Annotated in this window: 19 protein-coding genes; 13 read left to right on the top strand and 6 right to left on the bottom strand. The window is 70.9% G+C overall.

What is annotated here, in order from left to right; translation table 11 throughout:
* Positions 1-58: 58 nt before the first annotated feature.
* From uvrC to MQV74_RS11295, 12 genes are all read left to right on the top strand, one after another.
* Entirely contained in the window at positions 59-2,179 is a 2,121-nt protein-coding gene (gene uvrC, locus MQV74_RS11350) for an excinuclease ABC subunit UvrC (RefSeq protein ID WP_242716489.1), read from the top strand.
* Positions 2,176-3,111 carry an RNase adapter RapZ gene (rapZ, locus tag MQV74_RS11345; RefSeq protein ID WP_138959087.1) on the top strand — a complete coding sequence of 312 codons (936 nt, stop codon included), beginning with the start codon at positions 2,176-2,178 and terminating at the stop codon, positions 3,109-3,111. Before uvrC ends, rapZ begins: the two co-directional genes overlap by 4 nt.
* The gene (locus MQV74_RS11340; RefSeq protein WP_138959086.1) at positions 3,108-4,124 is read left to right on the top strand and encodes a gluconeogenesis factor YvcK family protein; all 1,017 of its coding nucleotides are present in this window, start codon (positions 3,108-3,110) and stop codon (positions 4,122-4,124) included. Before rapZ ends, MQV74_RS11340 begins: the two co-directional genes overlap by 4 nt.
* Complete coding sequence (gene whiA, locus MQV74_RS11335) at positions 4,115-5,116, top strand: DNA-binding protein WhiA (protein WP_242716487.1); 1,002 nt, start codon at positions 4,115-4,117, stop codon at positions 5,114-5,116. The genes MQV74_RS11340 and whiA overlap by 10 nt, the downstream gene beginning before the upstream one ends.
* Before the next feature lie 309 nt (positions 5,117-5,425).
* On the top strand, positions 5,426-6,436 hold the full coding sequence (gene gap, locus MQV74_RS11330; RefSeq protein ID WP_172387546.1) for a type I glyceraldehyde-3-phosphate dehydrogenase: 1,011 nt from the start codon (positions 5,426-5,428) through the stop codon (positions 6,434-6,436).
* Positions 6,437-6,555: 119 nt separating this feature from the next.
* A complete protein-coding gene (locus tag MQV74_RS11325) occupies positions 6,556-7,767 on the top strand; it encodes a phosphoglycerate kinase (RefSeq protein WP_242716485.1) in 1,212 nt (403 codons plus the stop codon).
* 5 nt (positions 7,768-7,772) lie between these two features.
* Positions 7,773-8,549 carry a triose-phosphate isomerase gene (gene tpiA, locus MQV74_RS11320; RefSeq protein WP_242716483.1) on the top strand — a complete coding sequence of 259 codons (777 nt, stop codon included), beginning with the start codon at positions 7,773-7,775 and terminating at the stop codon, positions 8,547-8,549.
* 131 nt (positions 8,550-8,680) lie between these two features.
* Positions 8,681-8,911: a preprotein translocase subunit SecG gene (secG, locus tag MQV74_RS11315; protein ID WP_030687882.1), complete on the top strand. Its 231-nt coding sequence runs from the start codon at positions 8,681-8,683 to the stop codon at positions 8,909-8,911.
* 250 nt (positions 8,912-9,161) lie between these two features.
* Entirely contained in the window at positions 9,162-9,497 is a 336-nt protein-coding gene (locus MQV74_RS11310) for an RNA polymerase-binding protein RbpA (RefSeq protein ID WP_003957010.1), read from the top strand.
* A gap of 177 nt (positions 9,498-9,674) precedes the next feature.
* Complete coding sequence (locus MQV74_RS11305) at positions 9,675-10,934, top strand: MFS transporter (protein WP_242716481.1); 1,260 nt, start codon at positions 9,675-9,677, stop codon at positions 10,932-10,934.
* Between the two features lie 58 nt (positions 10,935-10,992).
* A complete protein-coding gene (gene pgi / locus MQV74_RS11300) occupies positions 10,993-12,642 on the top strand; it encodes a glucose-6-phosphate isomerase (protein WP_242716479.1) in 1,650 nt (549 codons plus the stop codon).
* A gap of 121 nt (positions 12,643-12,763) precedes the next feature.
* Positions 12,764-13,204 carry an MmpS family transport accessory protein gene (locus MQV74_RS11295; RefSeq protein WP_242716477.1) on the top strand — a complete coding sequence of 147 codons (441 nt, stop codon included), beginning with the start codon at positions 12,764-12,766 and terminating at the stop codon, positions 13,202-13,204.
* A 59-nt stretch (positions 13,205-13,263) separates the two neighbouring features.
* Here the strand turns inward: MQV74_RS11295 and pgl are convergent, their stop codons facing one another.
* From pgl to tkt, 5 genes are read right to left on the bottom strand one after another with little or no spacing between them, the layout of a single operon-like run.
* Positions 13,264-14,076, bottom strand: a complete 813-nt coding sequence (pgl, locus tag MQV74_RS11290; protein WP_308402259.1) for a 6-phosphogluconolactonase — start codon at positions 14,074-14,076, stop codon at positions 13,264-13,266.
* Entirely contained in the window at positions 14,073-15,149 is a 1,077-nt protein-coding gene (opcA, locus tag MQV74_RS11285) for a glucose-6-phosphate dehydrogenase assembly protein OpcA (protein WP_242716475.1), read from the bottom strand. Before opcA ends, pgl begins: the two co-directional genes overlap by 4 nt.
* A complete protein-coding gene (zwf, locus tag MQV74_RS11280; protein WP_138959078.1) occupies positions 15,146-16,678 on the bottom strand; it encodes a glucose-6-phosphate dehydrogenase in 1,533 nt (510 codons plus the stop codon). Before zwf ends, opcA begins: the two co-directional genes overlap by 4 nt.
* Positions 16,679-16,682: 4 nt before the next feature.
* A complete protein-coding gene (gene tal / locus MQV74_RS11275; protein ID WP_242716473.1) occupies positions 16,683-17,825 on the bottom strand; it encodes a transaldolase in 1,143 nt (380 codons plus the stop codon).
* Positions 17,826-17,858: 33 nt separating this feature from the next.
* On the bottom strand, positions 17,859-19,970 hold the full coding sequence (gene tkt, locus MQV74_RS11270) for a transketolase (RefSeq protein ID WP_242716471.1): 2,112 nt from the start codon (positions 19,968-19,970) through the stop codon (positions 17,859-17,861).
* Positions 19,971-20,349: 379 nt separating this feature from the next.
* Between tkt and MQV74_RS11265 the strand changes: the two genes are divergently transcribed.
* A complete protein-coding gene (locus tag MQV74_RS11265) occupies positions 20,350-21,303 on the top strand; it encodes a heme o synthase (protein WP_242728604.1) in 954 nt (317 codons plus the stop codon).
* A gap of 77 nt (positions 21,304-21,380) precedes the next feature.
* Here MQV74_RS11265 and MQV74_RS11260 read toward each other — a convergent pair whose 3' ends face one another.
* Positions 21,381-22,601: an AMP-binding protein gene (locus MQV74_RS11260; protein WP_242716469.1), complete on the bottom strand. Its 1,221-nt coding sequence runs from the start codon at positions 22,599-22,601 to the stop codon at positions 21,381-21,383.
* Positions 22,602-22,656 lie beyond the last annotated feature (55 nt).

The following is a 22,656-nucleotide window of genomic DNA, read 5'->3' as shown; positions in this document are numbered from 1 at the left end:
CCCGTCAGGGGCGGGCGGGTCCGCGTCGCTGTCATACCCCGCCAGTAGGCTGTCCGACATGGCCGACCCATCCAGCTACCGCCCCAAGCCGGGACAGATCCCCGACTCGCCCGGGGTCTACAGGTTCCGTGACGAGCACCGCCGTGTGATCTACGTCGGGAAGGCCAAGAGCCTGCGCCAGCGCCTCGCCAGCTACTTCCAGGACCTGGCGAACCTCCACCCGCGCACGGCCACCATGGTGACGACCGCCGCCTCCGTGGAGTGGACCGTCGTCGCCACGGAGACCGCCGCGCTGCAGCTGGAGTACACCTGGATCAAGGAGTACGACCCGCGTTTCAACGTCAAGTACCGCGACGACAAGAGCTACCCCTACCTCGCGGTGACGATGAACGAGGAGTTCCCGCGCGTGCAGGTGATGCGCGGTCAGAAGAAGAAGGGCGTGCGCTACTTCGGCCCGTACGGCCACGCCTGGGCCATCCGCGACACCGTGGACCTGCTGCTCCGCGTCTTCCCCGTGCGGACGTGCTCGGCGGGCGTCTTCAAGAACGCGGCCCGCACCGGCCGCCCCTGCCTGCTCGGCTACATCGGCAAGTGCTCCGCGCCCTGCGTGGACCGGATCTCCGCCGAGGACCACCGGGAACTGGCCGAGGACTTCTGCGAGTTCATGACCGGCCGCACGGGCACGTACATCCGGCGCCTAGAGCGTCAGATGACGGACGCGGCCGAGGAGATGGAGTACGAGCGGGCGGCCCGCCTCCGCGACGACATAGACGCCCTCAGGAAGGCGATGGAGAAGAGCGCGGTCGTCCTCGCCGACGCCACCGACGCCGACCTGATCGCCGTCGCCGAGGACGAGCTGGAGGCCGCCGTCCAGATCTTCCACGTGCGCGGCGGACGCGTGCGCGGCCAGCGCGGCTGGGTCACCGACAAGGTCGAGGCCGTCACCACCGCCGACCTCGTCGAGCACGCGCTCCAGCAGCTCTACGGCGAGGAGCGCGGCGACTCCGTGCCCAAGGAGGTGCTCGTCCCCGCGCTGCCCGACCCCGTCGGGCCCGTCCAGGAGTGGCTCACCCAGCGCCGCGGGTCGAACGTGTCGCTGCGCATCCCGCAGCGCGGCGACAAGAAGGCCCTCATGGAGACCGTCGCGCGCAACGCCCAGCAGTCGCTCGTCCTGCACAAGACCAAGCGCGCCTCCGACCTCACCACCCGCTCCCGGGCCCTGGAGGAGATCGCTGCGGCCCTGGAGCTCGACAGCGCGCCCCTGCGCATCGAGTGCTACGACATCTCGCACCTCCAGGGCGACGACGTGGTCGCCTCCATGGTCGTCTTCGAGGACGGGCTCGCCCGGAAGAGCGAGTACCGCCGCTTCCAGATCAAGGGCTTCGAGGGACAGGACGATGTCCGGTCCATGCACGAAGTGATCACGCGGCGCTTCCGGCGCTACCTCGTCGAGAAGGAGAAGACGGGGGAGTGGAGCCCGGAGGAGGCCCAGGAGGGCCTCACCGAGGACGACGGGCGCCCCAAGAGGTTCGCGTATCCGCCGCAGCTCGTCGTCGTGGACGGCGGGCAGCCGCAGGTCGCCGCCGCCCAGCGGGCCCTGGACGAGCTGGGCATCGACGACATCGCGGTCTGCGGCCTCGCCAAGCGCCTCGAAGAGGTCTGGGTGCCCGGCGAGGACGACCCCGTGGTCCTGCCGCGCACCAGCGAGGGCCTCTATCTGCTTCAGCGCGTGCGAGACGAGGCGCACCGTTTCGCGATCTCGTATCAGCGGACCAAGCGGTCCAAGCGCTTCAAGGCGAGCCCGCTGGACGACGTGCCCGGCCTCGGCGAGTCCAGGAAGCAGATACTGATCAAGCACTTCGGCTCGCTGAAGCGGCTCAGGTCCGCCACCATCGATCAGATCTGCGAGGTTCCCGGCGTCGGCCGCAAGACGGCGGAGGCCGTCCTCGCGGCCTTCGCCCAGGCGGCCCCGGCACCCCCCGCCGTGAACACCGCCACAGGAGAGATCATGGAGGACGAGGACCCCGTGGGGACGGGAGACTCGGATACAGGCGAGGAGCCCGCCCCGGCGGACGACCCGCTCAACGGCAAGGGGGCCACACCGACCGCGGCCCCGAAGGAAGGCGGGACGCCCACACACGCGGGCGCCCCGGAACGACGACGGGGGATGGAGACATGAGCGAGCACGACGAAGGCGGCACCCAGGTGAGTACGGGCACGACCATCGAGCCGGGCGAGGCCGCCGAAGCGGCCATCCCGGAGCTGGTGATCATCTCCGGCATGTCCGGCGCGGGCCGCAGCACGGCCGCCAAGTGCCTGGAGGACCTCGGCTGGTTCGTCGTGGACAACCTGCCACCCGCACTGATCCCCACCATGGTCGAGCTGGGCGCCCGCTCACAGGGCAACGTCGCCCGCATCGCGGTCGTCGTCGACGTGCGCGGCCGCCGCTTCTTCGACAACCTCCGCGAGTCCCTCGCGGACCTGGAGTCCAAGCACGTCACCCGGCGCATCGTCTTCCTGGAGTCCTCGGACGACGCCCTGGTGCGCCGCTTCGAGTCCGTCCGCCGCCCGCACCCGCTGCAGGGCGACGGCCGCATCGTCGACGGCATCGCCGCCGAGCGCGAGCTCCTGCGCGAGCTGCGCGGCGACGCCGACCTGGTCATCGACACCTCCAGCCTGAACGTGCACGAGCTGCGCGCCAAGATGGACGCCCAGTTCGCGGGCGACGAGGAGCCCGAGCTGCGGGCCACGGTCATGTCCTTCGGCTTCAAGTACGGCCTGCCGGTCGACGCGGACCTCGTGGTCGACATGCGCTTCCTGCCCAACCCGCACTGGGTCCCGGAGCTGCGCCCCTACACCGGTCTCAACGAAGAGGTGTCGGCGTACGTCTTCAACCAGCCGGGCGCCAAGGAGTTCCTCGACCGCTACACCGAACTGCTCCAGCTGATCGCCGCGGGCTACCGCCGCGAGGGCAAGCGGTACGTGACCATCGCCGTGGGCTGTACGGGCGGCAAGCACCGCTCCGTCGCCACCTCCGAGAAGCTCGCCGCGAGCCTGTCCTCCGCCGGCATCGAAACGGTCATCGTCCACCGGGACATGGGGCGCGAATGAAGCCCAACCGCCGGGTGCTCCGTCTGAACCGCATGGGCCGCAAGCGGGGCGCCCAGCCCAAGGTCGTCGCCCTCGGCGGCGGCATGGGCCTGTCCGCCTCGCTCGCCGCCCTGCGCCGCATCACCGGAGACCTCACCGCCGTCGTCACCGTCGCCGACGATGGCGGCTCCAGCGGCCGCCTGCGCCAGGAGCTCGGCGTGCTGCCGCCCGGCGACCTGCGCAAGGCCCTCGCCGCGCTCTGCGGCGACGACGACTGGGGCCAGACCTGGGCCCGCGTCATCCAGCACCGCTTCCAGTCCCGCGGCGACCTGCACGAGCACGCGGTCGGGAACGTACTGATCGTCGCCCTGTGGGAGCAGCTCGGCGACCACGTCCAGGCGCTCGACCTGGTCGGCAAGCTGCTCGGCGCGCAGGGGCGCGTGCTGCCCATGTCCGCGGTGCCCCTGGAGCTGGAGGCCCTGGTCAAGGGCCACGACCCGGAGCGCCCGGACGACGTGGACACCGTGCGCGGCCAGGCCACCGTGGCGCTCACCCCCGGCGAGGTGCAGTCCGTGCACCTGGTCCCGCAGGCCCCGCCCGCCGTCCCGGAGGCGGTCGCCGCCGTCCTGGACGCCGACTGGGTGGTCCTCGGGCCCGGCTCCTGGTTCTCCTCCGTGATCCCGCACCTGCTCGTGCCCGAGCTGCTCGACGCGCTCACGGAGACGAAGGCCCGCCGGGTCCTGTCGCTCAACCTCGCACCGCAGCCCGGAGAAACCGAAGGCTTCTCTCCGCAGCGTCATTTGGAGGTTTTGGCCCGACACGCCCCTAAACTCGCCCTGGACGTGGTGCTGGCCGACGAGGCCGCCGTGCCCGACCGTGGGTCCCTGACCGATGCCGCCAAGCGGTTCGGTGCCACGGTGGAGCTGGCGCCGGTGGCCCGCGAGGACGGCAGCCCCAAGCACGACCCGGAGCTGCTTGCCGCCGCGTACGACCGTATTTTTCGGATGCATGGAAGGATCGGCCCATGGCGATGACGGCAGCGGTGAAGGACGAGATCTCCCGGCTTCCCGTCACCCGGACCTGCTGCAGGAAGGCGGAGGTCTCGGCGATCCTGCGGTTCGCGGGCGGGCTGCACCTGGTCAGCGGCCGCATCGTGATCGAGGCGGAGCTGGACACGGCGATGGCGGCACGCCGGCTCAAGCGGGACATCCTGGAGATCTTCGGGCACGGCTCCGAGCTGATCGTGATGGCCCCCGGCGGCCTGCGCCGCGGCTCGCGCTACGTGGTCCGCGTGGTCGCGGGCGGCGACCAGCTGGCCCGCCAGACCGGCCTGGTGGACGGCCGCGGCCGTCCCATCCGCGGCCTGCCGCCGCAGGTGGTCTCGGGGGCCACCTGCGACGCCGAGGCCGCCTGGCGCGGGGCCTTCCTCGCCCACGGCTCGCTGACCGAGCCCGGCCGCTCGTCCTCCCTGGAGGTGACGTGCCCGGGTCCGGAGGCCGCCCTCGCCCTGGTCGGCGCCGCCCGGCGGCTGCAGATCGCGGCGAAGGCCCGTGAGGTGCGCGGCGTGGACCGCGTGGTCGTCCGTGACGGGGACGCGATCGGCGCCCTGCTGACGCGCCTGGGCGCCCACGAGTCCGTGCTCGCCTGGGAGGAGCGGCGGATGCGGCGCGAGGTGCGCGCCACCGCCAACCGCCTCGCCAACTTCGACGACGCCAATCTGCGCCGCTCGGCCCGCGCCGCCGTCGCCGCGGGCGCCCGGGTGCAGCGCGCCCTGGAGATCCTCGGCGAGGAGGTCCCCGAGCACCTCGCGGCCGCGGGCCGGCTGCGGATGGAGCACAAGCAGGCCTCCCTGGAGGAGCTGGGCGCCCTCGCCGACCCGCCGCTGACCAAGGACGCGGTCGCGGGGCGCATCCGCCGCCTGCTCGCGATGGCCGACAAGCGGGCGCAGGACCTGGGCATCCCCGGCACGGAGTCCAACCTGGCCGAGGACCTCGCCGAGGAGATGGCGGACAACCTCGCGGTCTGACGCGGAGGTCTGACGCAGAGGCCTGACGGAGGGGTCTGACGGAGCGGCCTGACGGAGGGCCGCCGTCAGGCCTCGGAAGGCCCTCCGGCGGCGTCCGAATCGCGGAATTTGCGCTCACCCGTGCAAGAGGTGAAACGGGTGAGCGCCATGGTGAGCGTGGTGCTTCTCACTACCGGACGGTATTGCCTTCGAGGGGGGTTCTCGATGTCACCCGGAGGCCTTCGGAGAGGTAGGGTCGGAGGCGGTCGGGGACATCCCAATACATCTCGCCGGCGTCTCAGACCGGCGTACCAACGAGGAGATCGGTTCGTGACGATCCGCGTAGGCATCAACGGCTTTGGCCGCATCGGTCGTAACTACTTCCGCGCGCTCCTTGAGCAGGGTGCGGACATCGAGATCGTGGCTGTCAACGACCTGGGTGACACCGCGACCACCGCACACCTGCTGAAGTACGACACCATCCTCGGCCGCCTCAAGGCCGAGGTGTCCCACACCGAGGACACCATCACCGTCGACGGCCACACCATCAAGGTGCTGTCCGAGCGCAACCCCGCCGACATCCCGTGGGGCGAGCTGGGCGTCGACATCGTCATCGAGTCGACCGGCATCTTCACCAAGAAGGCCGACGCCGAGAAGCACATCGCCGGTGGCGCGAAGAAGGTCCTCATCTCGGCTCCGGCCAAGGACGAGGACATCACCATCGTGATGGGCGTCAACCAGGACAAGTACGACGCGGCCAACCACCACGTCATCTCCAACGCCTCCTGCACCACCAACTGTGTGGCGCCGATGGCCAAGGTCCTCGACGAGAACTTCGGCATCGTCAAGGGCCTGATGACGACGGTCCACGCGTACACCAACGACCAGCGCATCCTGGACTTCCCGCACTCCGACCTGCGCCGCGCCCGCGCCGCCGCGGAGAACATCATCCCGACCACGACCGGTGCCGCCAAGGCCACCGCCCTGGTCCTCCCGCAGCTCAAGGGCAAGCTGGACGGCATCGCCATGCGCGTCCCGGTCCCGACCGGCTCGGCCACCGACCTGGTCGTGACGCTGCAGCGCGAGGTCACCAAGGACGAGGTCAACGCCGCGTTCAAGAAGGCCGCCGACGACGGCGACCTCAAGGGCATCCTGTTCTACACCGAGGACCCGATCGTGTCCTCGGACATCGTCAGCGACCCGGCCTCCTGCACCTTCGACTCCTCCCTGACCATGGTCCAGGAGGGCAACTCGGTGAAGATCCTCGGCTGGTACGACAACGAGTGGGGCTACTCCAACCGCCTCGTCGACCTCACGGTCTTCGTCGGCGGTCAGCTCTGAGGCGCTCGCGCGCTTAGAGCAGGCACCCAGATGTGAGCAGCAGGGTCCGGACCGTTAACGTCCGGACCCTGCAGCATGTCAAAGCCCTCTCCGCAGCCCCTCTCAAGGAGTCCCCCTCTATGAAGACGATCGATGAACTGCTCGCCGGCGGTGTCGCGGGCAAGCGGGTCTTCGTCCGCGCGGACCTGAACGTGCCCCTCGACGGCACCACGATCACCGACGACGGCCGCATCCGCGCCGTCCTGCCCACCGTCAAGGCGCTCGCCGACGCGGGCGCCCGTGTGGTCGTCGCCTCGCACCTGGGCCGCCCCAAGGGCGCCCCGGACCCCGCCTTCTCGCTCGCCCCGGCCGCCACCCGTCTCGGTGAACTCCTGGGCGCGGACGTCCGGTTCGCCACCGACACGGTCGGCGACTCCGCCAAGGCCGCCGTCGCCGGCCTGGCCGACGGCCAGGTCGCCGTCGTGGAGAACCTGCGCTTCAACGCGGGCGAGACCAGCAAGGACGACGCCGAGCGCGGCGCCTTCGCGGCGCAGCTCGCCGAGCTGGCCGACGTGTACGTGGGCGACGGCTTCGGCGCCGTGCACCGCAAGCACGCCTCGGTCTTCGACCTGCCGGGCAAGCTGCCGCACTACGCGGGCCATCTGATCGCCACCGAGGTCGGCGTCCTGAAGAAGCTCACCGAGGACGTCAAGCGCCCCTACACCGTCATCCTCGGCGGCGCCAAGGTCTCCGACAAGCTCGCCGTCATCGACGAGCTGCTCGGCAAGGCCGACCGCCTCCTGATCGGCGGCGGCATGGCGTACACCTTCCTCAAGGCCCAGGGCCACGAGGTCGGGATCTCCCTCCTGCAGGAGGACCAGATCCCGGTCGTCACCGAGTACATGGAGCGCGCCGAGAAGAACGGCGTCGAGCTGGTGCTCCCCGTGGACGTCCTGGTCTCCACCGACTTCCCCGACCTGAAGACCAAGGCCCCGGCCGACTTCGAGACGGTCGACGCCGACAGCATCCCGGCGACCATGGAGGGCCTGGACATCGGCCCTAAGACCCGCGAGCTGTTCGCCGAGAAGATCGCCGACGCCGAGACGGTCTTCTGGAACGGGCCGGTGGGCGTCGCCGAGCACCCCGACTACGCCGGTGGCACCGCCGCCGTCGCCCGGGCCCTGCTCAACTGCGACGGCTTCACCGTGGTGGGCGGCGGCGACTCCGCCGCGGCCGTCCGTAACCTGGGCTTCGACGAAACCGCATTCGGCCACATTTCGACCGGCGGCGGCGCCTCCCTCGAATACCTCGAGGGCAAGACGCTCCCCGGCCTCGCCGCACTGGAGGACTGACCTTAATGAGCACGCGCACGCCGCTGATGGCGGGCAACTGGAAGATGAACCTCAACCACCTCGAGGCCATCGCGCACGTCCAGAAGCTCGCGTTCGCGCTCGCCGACAAGGACTACGAGACCGTCGAGGTCGCCGTCCTGCCGCCCTTCACCGATCTGCGCTCCGTGCAGACCCTGGTCGACGGCGACAAGCTCAAGATCAAGTACGGCGCCCAGGACATCTCGGCGTACGACTCCGGCGCGTACACCGGTGAGATCTCGGGCCCGATGCTCTCGAAGCTGAAGTGCACGTACGTGGCCGTGGGCCACTCCGAGCGCCGCCAGTACCACAACGAGACCGACGAGATCTGCAACGCCAAGGTGAAGGCGGCCTTCAAGCACGGCATCACGCCGATCCTGTGCGTCGGCGAGGAGCTGGAGGTCCGTGAGGCGGGCAACGCCGTCGCGCACACCCTCACCCAGGTCGAGGGCGGCCTCAAGGACGTCCCGGCCGAGCAGGCCGAGTCGATCGTGATCGCGTACGAGCCCGTCTGGGCCATCGGCACCGGCAAGGTCTGCGGGGCCGACGACGCGCAGGCGGTCTGCGCGGCGATCCGCGGCAAGCTCGCCGAGCTGTACACGCAGGAGCTCGCCGACAAGGTCCGCATCCAGTACGGCGGCTCCGTGAAGTCCGGCAACGTCGCGGAGATCATGGCGAAGCCCGACATCGACGGCGCCCTGGTGGGCGGCGCGAGCCTGGACACGGACGAGTTCGTCAAGATCGTTCGCTTCACCGAGCAGTGAGTATGCGCTAACGCCGTTACGACGTACCCTTGCGGGGGTCGGGGCTTGAAATGTGAGCGGGAAACGCTCGCGGAGTAAGCTTCGGCCCCCGTCGTCGATTCAGATCCGAGGAAGTTGGTCCAGCCGTGGTTATGGGGTTCTCGATCGCCCTGATCGTCTTCAGCGCGCTGCTGATGCTGCTGGTGCTGATGCACAAGGGCAAGGGCGGCGGCCTTTCCGACATGTTCGGTGGCGGAATGCAGTCGTCGGTCGGCGGCTCCTCGGTCGCCGAGCGCAACCTGGACCGCATCACCGTCGTGGTCGGTCTGCTCTGGTTCGCCAGCATTGTCGTCCTTGGCATCCTGATGAAGGTCAACAACTGACAACAGGCACCGGCCGCTTGCCACGCCGAGGCGGCCACGCCCTGAAGTCCCGCTCATAGCCCCATGTTCCGTACGCGCCCGCGCGCGCGGCTTATCATGGGGCTTGCGTGTCGGGGTGGGGTGTAACTCCCAACACTGGACGCGCGTTGGGCCTTACGTAGACTGAGGCGCCCGCAGCGGAGCCGGCAGTCGACCCCGCGGCGCAGCCGCCGTTCGAACAGGCAGCACCATCACGCAGGGAGTTACGACCGTGGCAAGTGGCAACGCGATCCGAGGCAGTCGGGTCGGGGCGGGGCCGATGGGCGAGGCCGAGCGCGGTGAGTCCGCGCCGCGACTGCGCATCTCCTTCTGGTGCTCCAACGGGCACGAGACGCAGCCGAGCTTCGCCAGCGACGCGCAGGTCCCCGACACATGGGACTGCCCCCGCTGCGGCTTTCCGGCAGGTCAGGACCGGGACAACCCCCCGGACCCGCCGCGCACCGAGCCGTACAAGACCCACCTCGCGTATGTGCGCGAGCGGCGCAGCGACGCGGACGGCGAGGCCATCCTCGCCGAGGCGCTGGCCAAACTGCGGGGCGAGATCTAGAAGTTGAGAACCGGCCGGGCACCCTGAGGTGCCCGGCCGGATCCGTTTCGGCGTCGCCTCACCGCACTTCCCCGTCGGACCCGAACACGCAGGTCAGCGCGGTCTCCTCCGGCCGTTGTCAGTGGTGCCCCCTACCGTGGTGGGTGATCGTGAACCACGCGGCGGACGGGGGGAGTTGTGACGGCTGCGGAGACCGCCCGGGCCGGTGTCGACGGCGCGCGGAGCCTCGCCTGGCGCGGGGGATTCGGCAGGCTGTGGAGCGCCGCCGTGCTCTCCAGCTTCGGTGACTCGCTGCGCAAGGCGGCGCTGCCGCTGCTCGCCGCGTCGCTCACCGACGATCCGCTGCTCATAGCCTCCGTGACCGCCTGCGGCTATCTGCCGTGGCTCGCCTTCGGGCTGCTCGGCGGCGCCGTCGCCGACCGGGTGGACCAGCGGCGCGCCATGTGGCGGGTGGACGTGGCACGCGGCGTGCTCGTCGGGGCCTTCGCCCTCGCCGTGGCGCTCGGCCACGCCTCCATCGGCCTGCTGATCGCGCTCGCCCTGGTCCTCACCACGCTCCAGACCCTGTTCGACAACGCGGCCACGGCCCTGCTGCCCGCCCTCGTGGACCGAGCCGCCCTGGGCAGTGCCAACGCTCGGCTGCTGACCGGACAGCAGCTCGCCGGCGGCCTCCTCGCCGCGCCCGCGGTGCCCTTCCTGATCGCCGCGGGCCCGGGCCTTCCGTACGCGGCCGACGCGGTGACCTATCTGGTGGCGGCCGTGCTCGTGGCCTCCCTGCGGGTGCCCGCGCCCGGGCATCCGCCCAGACCCGCCGGTGCCACCCTGCGGTCCGACATCGCGCACGGGCTGCGGGTCCTGGGGCGGGACCGGGTGCTGCGGGGCCTGTGCGCGGCCACCGCGGTGGGCAACGTCGGGATAGGCGCACTCCTCGCCACCCTCGTCGTCCTCGTCACCGACTGGCTGCACGCGGGCAGCGGCGGATACGCGGCGGCCATGACCGCGTACGCGGCCGGGAGCCTGGTGGGCGGGGCGCTCGCCGGGCGCCTCGCGCGGCGGCTCGGGCGGGTGCGCGCCGTGCTCGCCGCAGGGACGGCCCAGATCGCCGCGCTCGTGGTCATGGGCACGGTCCGCGACATCACGGCCCTGACCGCGAGCATGGCCCTGTTCGGCGCCATGGGGATGGTGTGGAACGTGAGTACCCACACCCTGATGCAGGAGCGCGCGCCCGCCGCCGCACTGGGGCGCATCAGCGCGGCGTTCCGGACCCTGGGCGTCGCGGGGGCGCCGCTCGGGGCGATGCTCGGCGGGGCAGCGGCCGCGCTCCGGGGGCCCAACACGCCGATGCTGCTGGCGGCCGTCCTGTTCGCGCTCTCGGCCGTCGTGCTCACCCTCGCGCTCAGGCCGACGGACACCTCGCGCCACACGCTGATCAACTAGGTTGGAAGCGCAGTGGGGCGTACGCACGCACGTTGTACGAGAGAGGGCGGAAGTACAGATGAACGCAGTTGGCCGCACCAGCCTCCACCAGACGGCCGAGTGGACGGCCCTGGTCAAGCACCGGGAGCAGCTGGGGGAGGTGCGGCTGCGGGAGCTGTTCGACGCCGACCCGGCGCGCGGCACCGCGTACACCCTCCAGGTCGGCGATCTGCACATCGACTACTCCAAGCACCTGATCACGGATGAGACCCTCGCGCTCCTGCGGGAGCTTGCCGTGGCGACGGACGTGTTCGGGCTGCGGGATGCCATGTTCCGGGGCGAGAAGATCAATACGACGGAGGGGCGGGCGGTGCTGCACACGGCGTTGCGTGCCCCGGCCGATGCCGTGGTGGAGGTCGATGGTGAGAACGTGGTGCCGGGTGTGCACGCGGTGCTCGACAAGATGGCGGCCTTCGCGCACCAGGTCCGTTCGGGTGAGTGGAAGGGGCACACCGGTAAGCGCATCAAGAACGTGGTGAACGTCGGTATCGGTGGCTCCGATCTCGGTCCGGCGATGGCCTACGAGGCTCTTCGGGCCTGTACCGACCGTGATCTGACGGTCCGCTTCGTGTCGAACGTGGACGGCGCCGACCTGCACGAGGCCGTGCGGGATCTGGACGCGGCGGAGACGCTGTTCGTCATCGCCTCCAAGACGTTCACGACGATCGAGACGATCACCAATGCCACGTCCGCGCGGGAGTGGCTCCTTGCGTCCCTCGGTGACGAGGCGGCCGTGGCCAAGCACTTCGTGGCGTTGTCGACGAATGCCGAGAAGGTGGCGGACTTCGGTATCGACACGGCGAACATGTTCGGGTTCTGGGACTGGGTGGGGGGTCGTTACTCGTTCGACTCGGCCATCGGTCTGTCGTTGATGATCGCGATCGGCTCGGACGCGTTCGGGGAGATGCTCGGCGGGTTCCGGCTGGTGGATGAGCACTTCCGTACGGCTCCGGCGGAGGCGAATGTCCCGTTGCTGCTCGGTCTGCTGGGTGTCTGGTACGGGAACTTCCATGACGCGCAGTCGCATGCGGTGCTGCCGTATTCGCATTACCTGTCGAAGTTCACGGCGTATCTGCAGCAGCTGGACATGGAGTCCAACGGCAAGTCGGTGGACCGGGACGGGAATGCGGTGGAGTGGCAGACCGGCCCGGTGGTGTGGGGCACGCCCGGCACGAACGGTCAGCACGCGTACTACCAGTTGATTCATCAGGGCACCAAGCTCATTCCGGCGGACTTCATCGGTTTCGCGGAGCCGGTCGCCGGTCTGCGGCCGGGTCTGGTTGCCCAGCACGATCTGCTCATGGCCAACTTCTTCGCCCAGACGCAGGCCCTGGCCTTCGGCAAGACGCCGGATGAGGTGCGGGCCGAGGGCGTGCCGGAGGACCTGGTCGCGCACAAGACGTTCCGGGGCAACCATCCGACGACGACGGTCCTGGCGCGGGAGCTCACGCCTTCGGTGCTTGGCCAGCTCATTGCGCTCTATGAGCACAAGGTGTTCGTCCAGGGCGCGATCTGGAACATCGACTCCTTCGACCAGTGGGGCGTGGAGCTGGGCAAGGTCCTGGCCAAGCGCGTCGAGCCCGCCCTGACCGAGGGCGCGGACGTCCCCGGCCTCGACCCGTCCACGACGGCCCTGGTCGCGAAGTACCGGGAGCTGCGCGGGCGTTGAGCCCGGCGACCGGGCCCGGCACCCCCGCCCGCCGGGCCCGGCCCGTCCGCGTTCACCCGCATGGCGGACCCGGCTCCCCCTCCGGACTGCGGGGGCCGGGACCCCGCTGAAGCATGGGGGCATGACGCAACAGCAGGGCTGGTCCGCCCCCGTACCGCCGCCGCAGCGGAAGAAGCGCCGGAAGTGGCCGTGGGTGCTCTTGGGCGTGGTCCTGCTGCTCGCGGGCGGCTGCGCTGCCCTGATCGTCGGGATCGCTCATGAGGTCGGCGAGGAGTCGGGGCGCGAGATCACGGTCACGTACGAGGTGACCGGTGACGCGAAGGACGTCACGATCACGTACGCGACGTACAGCGACGGCGATCTGTCGCAGAACCAGGTGACCGACGTCGACCCGCCTTGGCGCAAGCAACTCAAGACGAAGGGTTTCGTCAAGGGCGGGAGGCTCGTCGTCACCACGGGCGCCTCCGGCGGCACGGTCCACTGCCGGGTCACGGCCGACGGGACCACCCGTACCGCCACCGCCAGCGGGGTGGTCGCCACCGCCGTCTGCGACGGCTTCTGAAGCCGGTACGCCGACGGGCCCCGATCCAGTAAGCGGATCGGGGCCCGTCGGCGTGTGGGTCAGGGCGACGCCGGCGGGTACAGGTCGCGGGGCAGCTGGGAAGCCGCCGCCGCGTCCAGGAGCCACAGGGTGCGGGAGCGGCCGTACGCGCCCGCCGCGGGGGCCTGGACCTCGCCCGCCCCGGACAGGGCGATCGCCGCCGCCTTCGCCTTGTCCTCGCCCGCCGCGAGCAGCCACACCTCGCGCGCGGAGCGGATCGCGGGCAGCGTCAGCGAGACCCGGGTGGGCGGCGGCTTCGGCGCGCCGTGCACACCGACCACCATCCGCTCCGTCTCGCGGACCGCGGGCAGCTCGGGGAAGAGCGACGCCACGTGCGTGTCCGGGCCGACGCCCAGCATGAGGACGTCGAAGGTCGGCACGGGGCCGCCTGCGGCGGCAGCCGCTGATCGATAGTGCTCGGGCCCGGCCGCCGCGGCCAGCTCGGCCGCGTAGGCCTCGGCGGCGGCGTCCGCGCCGCCCACCCCGTACGGGCCGTCCGACGCGGGCATCGGGTGTACCCGCGCCGGGTCGAGCGGAACCGAGTCGAGCAGGGCGGCGCGGGCCTGCGTGTAGTTGCGCTCGGGGTCGCCCTCCGGCAGGAAGCGCTCGTCGCCCCACCACAGGTCGAGCCGGGACCAGTCCACGGCGTCGCGCGCGGGGGCCGAACTCAGCGCCGCGAGCAGGCCGTTGCCGTTGCGGCCGCCGGTGAGGACCACGGAGGCGTAGCCACGGGCCGCCTGCGCGTCGACGATCTTCGTGATCAGGCGCGCCGCGGCGGCCTGAGCCATCAGCTCCTTGTCGCGGTGGACGACGAGCTGCGGTGCGGTGGTCACTTCGCGGCCGCCTTCTTGGCCGGGGCCTTCTTCGCGGAGGCCGTCTTCTTCGACGTACGGCCACGGCCCTCCGGGGCCTGCTCGGCCGGGGCGGAGCCGGAGGCGTCCGGCTCCTGCGGGGCCGTCGCCGCCACGGTCGACCGCGCCGTCTCGTCGAGCCGGTCCACGCCGAACCTCAGCGCCGACGCGTAGGTGTCGTCCGGGTCGAGGCGGCGCAGCTCCTCCGCGATCAGCTCGGAGGTCTCGCGGCGCTTGAGCGCCACCGCGCGGTCCGGCTGGCCCTGGATGGAGAGCGTGGCGAGCGCGCCGTCCGCGCGGTCGAGCACGATCGGGCCGCAGTTGGTCTCCATGCGCACGCCGGTCAGGCCCGGGCCTGTGGACAGGCTGCGCCTGACCGGTACGGAGAGCCGGTCGGCGAGCCACATCGCGAGCAGCTCGACGCTCGGGTTGAACTCCTCGCCCTCCACCTCGGCGGCGGTGACCTTGCAGGTGACCTGGTCCAGGGCGGCCGCGAGCATGGAGCGCCACGGCGTGATCCGGGTCCAGGACAGGTCGGTGTCGCCGGGGTGGTACGCCTCGGCGCGCGCGGTCAGCTCCTGGATGGGCTGCTCGGCGGCGTAGGTGTCGGTGACCCGGCGCTGGGCGAGCGCGCCCAGGGGGTCCTGGGCGGGGTCGATCGGGGCGTTCACCGGCCACCACACGACGGTCGGGGCGTCCGGCAGGAGCAGCGGCAGGACCACCGACTGGGCGTGGTTGATGACATCGCCGTAGAGCCGCAGGACCACCGTTTCGCCGGTGCCCGCGTCGGCACCGACGCGGACCTCGGCGTCCAGGCGCGAGGACGTGCGGTCCCTGGGCGAACGCGAGACGCGCTTGATGACGACGAGCGTGCGCGAGGGGTGCTCGCGCGACGCCTCGCTCGCCGCCTTCAGGGCGTCGTACGCGTTCTCCTCGTCGGTGACGATGACGAGGGTGAGGACCATGCCCACGGCCGGGGTGCCGATCGCCCGGCGCCCCTGTACGAGCGCCTTGTTGATCTTGCTGGCCGTGGTGTCCGTAAGGTCGATCTTCATGGCCGGCGCCAGCTCCGTCCGTCTCGTGCAAGCATCTCGTCCGCCTCGACAGGCCCCCACGTACCGGACGGGTACTGTGCGGGCTTGCCGTGCGTGTCCCAGTACTCCTCGATCGGGTCGAGGATCTTCCAGGACAGCTCGACCTCCTCCGTGCGCGGGAAGAGGTTGGCGTCGCCGAGCAGGACGTCCAGGATCAGCCGTTCGTAGGCCTCCGGGCTGGACTCGGTGAAGGACTCGCCGTACGCGAAGTCCATCGACACGTCCCGGATCTCCATGGAGGTGCCGGGCACCTTGGAGCCGAAGCGGACCGTGATGCCCTCGTCCGGCTGGACGCGGATGACGATGGCGTTCTGGCCGAGCTCCTCCGTCGCCGTGTGGTCGAAGGGGGAGTGCGGGGCGCGCTGGAAGACGACCGCGATCTCGGTGACGCGGCGGCCGAGGCGCTTGCCGGTGCGCAGGTAGAACGGCACGCCCGCCCAGCGGCGGTTGTCCACCGACAGCTTGACGGCGGCGTACGTGTCGGTCTTCGACTTCGCGTCGATGCCGTCTTCCTGGAGGTAGCCGACGGCCTTCTCGCCGCCCTGCCACCCGGCGGAGTACTGCCCGCGCACGGTGTCGCGGCCCAGGTCCTTCGGCAGGCGTACGGCGCCGAGCACCTTGGCCTTCTCGGCGACCAGCGCGTCCGCGTCGAAGGAGGCGGGCTCCTCCATGGCGGTCAGGGCCATGAGCTGGAGCAGGTGGTTCTGGATGACGTCACGGGCGGCGCCGATGCCGTCGTAGTAGCCCGCGCGGCCGCCGATGCCGATGTCCTCGGCCATGGTGATCTGCACGTGGTCGACGTACGACCGGTTCCAGATCGGCTCGAACATCTGGTTGGCGAAGCGGAGCGCCAGGATGTTCTGGACGGTCTCCTTGCCCAGGTAGTGGTCGATCCGGAACACCTGGTCCGGGGCGAACACCTCGTGGACGATCGCGTTCAGCTCCTGGGCCGACTTCAGGTCGTGGCCGAAGGGCTTCTCGATGACGGCGCGCCGCCACGAGCCCTCGGGCGCGTCCGCGAGGCCGTGCTTCTTGAGCTGCTGGACGACCTGGGGGAAGAACTTCGGCGGGACCGACAGGTAGAAGGCGAAGTTGCCGCCCGTGCCCTGCTTCTTGTCCAGGTCCTCGATGGTGGCCTTGAGCTGCTCGAAGGCGTCGTCGTCGTCGAAGTTGCCCTGGACGAAGCGCATGCCCTGGATGAGCTGCTGCCAGACCTCCTCGCGGAAGGGCGTGCGCGCGTGCTCCTTGACCGCGTCGTGCACCTCCTGCGCGAAGTCCTCGTCCTGCCACTCACGACGGGCGAAGCCGATCAGGGAGAAGCCCGGCGGCAGCAGACCGCGGTTGGCCAGGTCGTACACCGCGGGCATCAGCTTTTTCCGGGACAGGTCGCCCGTCACGCCGAAGATGACCAGGCCCGACGGCCCCGCGATGCGCGGGAGCCGTCGGTCCGCGGCGTCACGAAGCGGATTGGCTCCATGAACTGCGGTCAAGGTGTCAGCCCTCCGAGGGGGTGAGGCGCTTCAGCTCGGCCTCGGTCGACTTGAGCAGGTCGTTCCAGGACGCCTCGAACTTGTCGACGCCCTCGTCCTCCAGGAGCCGCACGACCTCGTCGTAGGAGATCCCGAGCTTCTCGACGGCCGCGATGTCGGCGCGGGCCTGCTCGTAGGTCCCGGCGATGGTGTTGCCGGTGATCCGGCCGTGGTCGGCGGTGGCCTCGAGCGTGGCCTCCGGCATGGTGTTCACCGTGCCCGGCGCGACCAGGTCGTCGACGTACAGGGTGTCCTTGTACGCCTTGTCCTTGACGCCCGTCGACGCCCACAGCGGACGCTGCTTGTTGGCGTGCGCCTTGTCGAGCGCGACCCAGCGGTCCGAGGGCTGTGTCGATTTGTCGGCAGAGCCAAACACCGCCTCGTACGCCTCGTACGCGAGCCGGGCGTTGGCGAGGGCGGCCTTGCCGCGCTGGGCCTTGGCCTCGTCGGTGCCGAGGTCGTCGATGCGCTTGTCGATCTCGGTGTCCACGCGGGACACGAAGAAGGACGCCACCGAGTGGATCTTCTCCAGGTCCAGGCCGCGCTCCTTGGCCTTCTCCAGGCCCGCCAGATACGCGTCCATGACCTCGCGGTAGCGCTCGAGCGAGAAGATCAGCGTCACGTTGACGCTGATGCCGAGGCCGATGACCTCGGTGATCGCCGGGAGGCCCGCCTTGGTCGCGGGGATCTTGATCAGCGTGTTCGGCCGGTCCACCAGCCACGCCAGCTGCTTCGCCTCGGCGACCGTCGGCGCCGTGTGGTGGGCGAGCCGCGGGTCGACCTCGATCGACACCCGGCCGTCCTGGCCGCCCGTCGCGTCGAAGACCGGGCGCAGGATGTCGGCGGCGTCACGGACGTCCGCCGTCGTGATCATGCGGATCGCTTCCTCGACGGTCACCTTGCGCGCGGCGAGGTCGGCGAGCTGCTGCTCGTAGCCGTCGCCGGACGAGATGGCCTTCTGGAAGATCGACGGGTTGGTCGTGACGCCCACGACGTGCTGCTGGTCGATCAGTTCGGCGAGGTTGCCGGACGTGATCCGCTTGCGCGACAGGTCGTCCAGCCAGATCGCGACGCCTTCGTCGGAGAGGCGCTTGAGTGCGTCTGTCATGGAATTACATCTCCTACTGGTCGTATGAGGGCATCAGCGCTGGGCTGCCGCGATCCCCGAAGTCGAATCGAGCGCAGCCCGTGCCGCCGCGGCCACCGCGTCGGCCGTGAATCCGAACTCGCGGAAGAGGACCTTTCCGTCCGCCGAAGCACCGAAGTGTTCGAGCGAGACGATGCGGCCCGCGTCACCGACGTACTTGTGCCAGGTGAGACCGATGCCCGCCTCGACGGCCACGCGCGCCTTGACGGACGGCGGCAGCACGCTGTCGCGGTACCCCTGCTCCTGCTCCTCGAACCACTCCACCGACGGCATCGAGACGACCCGCGTGGGTACGCCCGCCGCCTGGAGCTGCTCGCGCGCCTCGACGGCGAGCTGCACCTCGGAGCCGGTGCCGATGAGAACGACCTCGGGGGTGCCGCCCTCGGCCTCGAACAGCACGTAGCCGCCCTTGGCCGCGCCCTCGGTGACCTCGCGGTCGTACGTCGGCACGCCCTGACGGGTCAGCGCGAGGCCGTGCGGGGCGCCCTTGCCGAATTCCTTCGTGTAGCGCTTGAGGATCTCGCGCCACGCGATCGCGGTCTCGTTGGCGTCCGCCGGGCGGACCACGTTCAGGCCCGGGATGGCGCGCAGCGTCGCGAGGTGCTCGACCGGCTGGTGCGTCGGGCCGTCCTCACCGAGGCCGATGGAGTCGTGCGTCCACACGTACGTCACCGGCAGGTGCATCAGGGCCGACAGGCGCACGGCGTTGCGCATGTAGTCGGAGAACACCAGGAAGGTGCCGCCGTAGATGCGGGTGTTGCCGTGCAGCGCGATGCCGTTCATCTCCGCGGCCATGGAGTGCTCGCGGATGCCGTAGTGGATCGTGCGGCCGTACGGGTCCGCCTCGGGCAGCGGGTTGTCCGCGGGCAGGAACGACGACGTCTTGTCGATCGTGGTGTTGTTCGAGCCGGCGAGGTCGGCGGAGCCGCCCCACAGCTCGGGGATCACCGCGCCGAGCGCCTGGAGGACCTTGCCGGACGCGGCGCGCGTCGCGACGCCCTTGCCCGCCTCGAAGACCGGGAGCTTCTCCTCCCAGCCGGTGGGCAGCTCGCCCGCGGCGATCCGGTCGAACTCGGCGGCGCGCTCGGCGTCGGCGCCGCGCCACTCCTGGAACGACTTCTCCCACTCGGCCTTGGCCTGGCGGCCCCGGTCGAGGGCCTCACGGGTGTGGGCCAGGACCTCGTCGGCGACCTCGAAGGTCTGCTCCGGGTCGAAGCCCAGGACGCGCTTGGTGGCCGCGACCTCCTCGTCGCCGAGCGCCGAGCCGTGCGCGGCCTCGGTGTTCTGCGCGTTCGGCGCGGGCCAGGCGATGATCGAGCGCATCGCGATGAACGAGGGCTTGTCCGTGACGGCCTTGGCCCGCTGGATCGCCGCGTACAGCGCCTGCGGGTCGAGGTCGCCGTTCTCCTTCGGCTCCACGCGCTGGACGTGCCAGCCGTAGGCCTCGTAGCGCTTCTCGGTGTCCTCGGAGACCGCGGTCTCCGTGTCGCCCTCGATCGAGATGTGGTTGTCGTCCCACAGCAGGATCAGATTGCCGAGCTTCTGGTGCCCGGCCATCGACGACGCCTCGGCGGAGATGCCCTCCTGGAGGCAGCCGTCACCGGCGATGGCGTAGACGAAGTGGTCGAACGGGGAGGTGCCGGGGGCCGCCTCCGGGTCGAAGAGACCGCGCTCGTAGCGCGCGGCCATCGCCATGCCCACGGCGTTCGCGACACCCTGGCCGAGCGGCCCCGTGGTGGTCTCGACGCCGACCGTGTGGCCGTACTCCGGGTGGCCCGGGGTCTTCGAGCCCCAGGTGCGGAAGGCCTTCAGGTCGTCCAGCTCAAGACCGAAACCGGCCAGGTAGAGCTGGACGTACAAGGTCAGCGAGGAGTGCCCCGCGGAGAGCACGAATCGGTCCCGGCCGGTCCAGTCGGCGTCCGCCGGGTCGTGCCGCATCACCTTCTGGAAAAGGGTGTACGCGGCAGGCGCGAGGCTCATGGCCGTACCCGGATGGCCGTTGCCGACCTTCTGTACGGAGTCCATGGCCAGGACCCGGCCGGTGTCGACGGCCCGCTGGTCCAGATCGGTCCACTCGAGGTCTGTGGTGGTCGGCTTGATGCTCACCCTGGGTCAGGGCTCCTCTCCACAATGTCGAATGCCGGTGGCAGGAACCGCACCGGCCGCTGTCGAGCCTACCCCTGTAAGAACGTGCATTTTTTCGAGTCATTCCAGACTGCCGGGGCCCGCTCCGATCCGCCTCCTGAACGGGCGAAGGCGCTCTCACCATGTGAAGTCGGGACCGCTCATCTGGGTTCCGATTCCGCCCGGGGTGTCCGTTCGCGCGCCCGGCCCCGAAGACCGCTCGTCTGGCCGCTCAACACGAACCCACCCCCGCGAAGGGCCAGGTATGGGCAACGTCTACAGTGGCGTGGTACGCGTGAGCCTTTACCGGATCTTCATGTCTGAAGGTCTGCCGTGGGCTTGCTGGGAGTCTCTGTCAGGGGTGTGCGTGACGGCCGTTGAATCCCGTCCAGTGGGGACGCTCGGGACGAGCCAGAGCCCGAGCCACCGGCCGTTCGGGGCCCGAGTCAAGGCGTTCGTGGCGCTGACGAAGCCACGGATCATCGAGCTGCTGCTGATCACCACCGTTCCGGTGATGTTCCTCGCCGAGCAGGGCGTGCCCGACCTGAAGCTGGTGTTCCTCACCTGCCTCGGCGGCTACCTGTCCGCGGGCGGGGCCAACGCGCTGAACATGTGGTATGACCGCGACATCGACGCCCTCATGGAGCGCACGTCGCAGCGGCCGCTGGTCACCGGCATGGTCAGCCCGCGTGAGTGCCTGGCCTTCGGCATCACGCTGGCGGTCGTCTCCACGCTGCTCTTCGGCCTCACCGTCAACTGGCTGTCCGCCTGGCTGTCCCTCGGCGCGCTGCTCTTCTACGTGGTCGTCTACACGATGATCCTCAAGCGGCGCACCTCCCAGAACATCGTCTGGGGCGGCATCGCGGGCTGTCTGCCGGTGCTCATCGGCTGGTCGTCCGTGACCAACTCGATGTCGTGGGCGCCCGTCATCCTCTTCCTCGTGATGTTCTTCTGGACGCCGCCGCACTACTGGCCGCTGTCCATGCGCGTCAAGGAGGACTACGCGCGCGTGGGCGTGCCGATGCTCCCGGTCATCGCCTCCAACAAGGTGGTCGCCCGGCAGATCGTCCTCTACAGCTGGGTCATGGTCCTGGTCTCGCTGCTGCTCCAGCCGCTGGGCTACACCGGCTGGTTCTACACGGCCGTCGCCCTCGCCACGGGCGGCTGGTGGCTCTGGGAGGCGCACGCGCTCCAGAACCGCGCCAAGGCGGAGGAGACCGGCACCAAGCTCAAGGAGATGCGCCTGTTCCACTGGTCCATCACCTATGTGTCGCTGCTGTTCGTGGCCGTCGCGGTGGACCCCTTCCTGCGCTAGGCCTCGACTCCGCTCGGGCTCCTCGGCCCCGTCGCCCTCCGGGTGGCGGGGCCGCTGCGCGTTCCGGGGCGCGGTGCTCAGCGGTCGGTGAGGTGCAGATGGCCGTCCCCGTCGAGGCGGGCCGCGCGGCCGGTGCGGAACCAGCCGTCCCGCAGCACCGCGTCCGTGGCCTCCTTGTCCCTGAGGTACCCCTCGAAGAGCAGCGGGCCGCGCACCCACAGCTCGCCGCCCGCGACCCGGACCGCCACCCCCGGCGCGGGCACTCCACAGCTGCCGGGCCTGGCCCGTACGTCGGCGTGGTCGAGGGCGGCGACGTCCCCCGCCTCGGGCGTGCTGAGGAAGGCCCGGACCCGGGCCGCGGGCGTCGCGGTGCGGATGGCCTCCAGCAGCCGCGGGGGAGCGGCGCCCGCCGCCGTCTCCGTGTCGGCGCAGCGCAGCGTGGCCAGGTGGTGCGGGGCCGTGTCCAGGACCTGCCACCACACCTCGGGCGGGCACACCAGACGCGTGGCGCGGTGCTCGCGCACGGCCGCGCAGATCGCCCCGGGCCCCGGCGCTTCCGGCAGCACGACGGTGCCCCGGGCCTGCCACTGCCGCAGCACGGCGGTCCACACGCCCCAGTGCCCCGCGGGGAAGCCGCACACCAGGGCGCCCGGCGCCTCGGGCCGGCCGCCGCAGTGCGCGCGCAGGACGCTCGCGCGGTGCGACAGGACGACGCCGTGCGGGCGGCAGGGACCGGCGAAGAGCACCAGGTGCGGGTCCCTCTCCGTAAGTTCTTCGGGCTTCGGGGGCTTCTGGGGCTCGTCGGGTGACGCGGCTCGCGGGGCGGGCGCCCCGCCGTTCTCAAGCGCGGCGTCCGGGAGTGCGGCGTCCGGGAGTGCGGCGCCCGGGGCTGCGGCGTCCGCGAGTACGCCCTCCGCGAGGACGGCGTGTCGCGTCCGCGCGGCCGCCGCGAACCGCGCGCCCTCCGCCGCCCGCCCGGCGTCCGTCAGGACCAGGCGCGGTGCCGCCGCCCGCACGACACGGGCCGACCAGGCGTCCGGGCCGAGCGGCACGAGGACCGCCCCGGCGCGCGCGGCCCCCGCGTACACCTGGAGCGCCTCGACGGGGGCCCCGGCCGACGGCCACACCACGCGGTCGCCGCGGCGCACCCCGCAGGCCGCCAGGTGCCGGGCGGCCCGGTCGGCGGCCGCGTCGAGGGCGGCGAAGGTGAGCACGCGCCCGCCGCACACCACGGCGGGGCGGTGCGGGGCGGCCCCGGCGGCGGACCGGACGACCTCGCCGACCAGCAGACCGGACATGCCCTCGTCCTACCACGGGCCGCCGCAAGGGGGAACGCCCGCGCGCGGGTGCAGC

It is taken from the genome of Streptomyces sp. AN091965, assembly GCF_022698285.1.
GTDB lineage: Bacteria > Actinomycetota > Actinomycetes > Streptomycetales > Streptomycetaceae > Streptomyces.
The sequence above is the reverse complement of the archived record's forward strand: the minus strand, read 5'-3'. Positions and strand labels throughout refer to the sequence as shown.

Excerpts from the sequence above, each read along its gene's own strand:
- uvrC (WP_242716489.1), top strand. The coding sequence starts at position 59 with ATGGCCGACCCATCCAGCTACCGCCCCAAGCCGGGACAGATCCCCGAC.
- rapZ (WP_138959087.1), top strand. The coding sequence starts at position 2,176 with ATGAGCGAGCACGACGAAGGCGGCACCCAGGTGAGTACGGGCACGACC.
- MQV74_RS11340 (WP_138959086.1), top strand. The coding sequence starts at position 3,108 with ATGAAGCCCAACCGCCGGGTGCTCCGTCTGAACCGCATGGGCCGCAAG.
- whiA (WP_242716487.1), top strand. The coding sequence starts at position 4,115 with ATGGCGATGACGGCAGCGGTGAAGGACGAGATCTCCCGGCTTCCCGTC.
- MQV74_RS11325 (WP_242716485.1), top strand. The coding sequence starts at position 6,556 with ATGAAGACGATCGATGAACTGCTCGCCGGCGGTGTCGCGGGCAAGCGG.
- tpiA (WP_242716483.1), top strand. The coding sequence starts at position 7,773 with ATGAGCACGCGCACGCCGCTGATGGCGGGCAACTGGAAGATGAACCTC.
- secG (WP_030687882.1), top strand. The coding sequence starts at position 8,681 with ATGGGGTTCTCGATCGCCCTGATCGTCTTCAGCGCGCTGCTGATGCTG.
- pgi (WP_242716479.1), top strand. The coding sequence starts at position 10,993 with ATGAACGCAGTTGGCCGCACCAGCCTCCACCAGACGGCCGAGTGGACG.
- MQV74_RS11295 (WP_242716477.1), top strand. The coding sequence starts at position 12,764 with ATGACGCAACAGCAGGGCTGGTCCGCCCCCGTACCGCCGCCGCAGCGG.
- opcA (WP_242716475.1), bottom strand. The coding sequence starts at position 15,149 with ATGAAGATCGACCTTACGGACACCACGGCCAGCAAGATCAACAAGGCG.
- tal (WP_242716473.1), bottom strand. The coding sequence starts at position 17,825 with ATGACAGACGCACTCAAGCGCCTCTCCGACGAAGGCGTCGCGATCTGG.
- MQV74_RS11260 (WP_242716469.1), bottom strand. The coding sequence starts at position 22,601 with ATGTCCGGTCTGCTGGTCGGCGAGGTCGTCCGGTCCGCCGCCGGGGCC.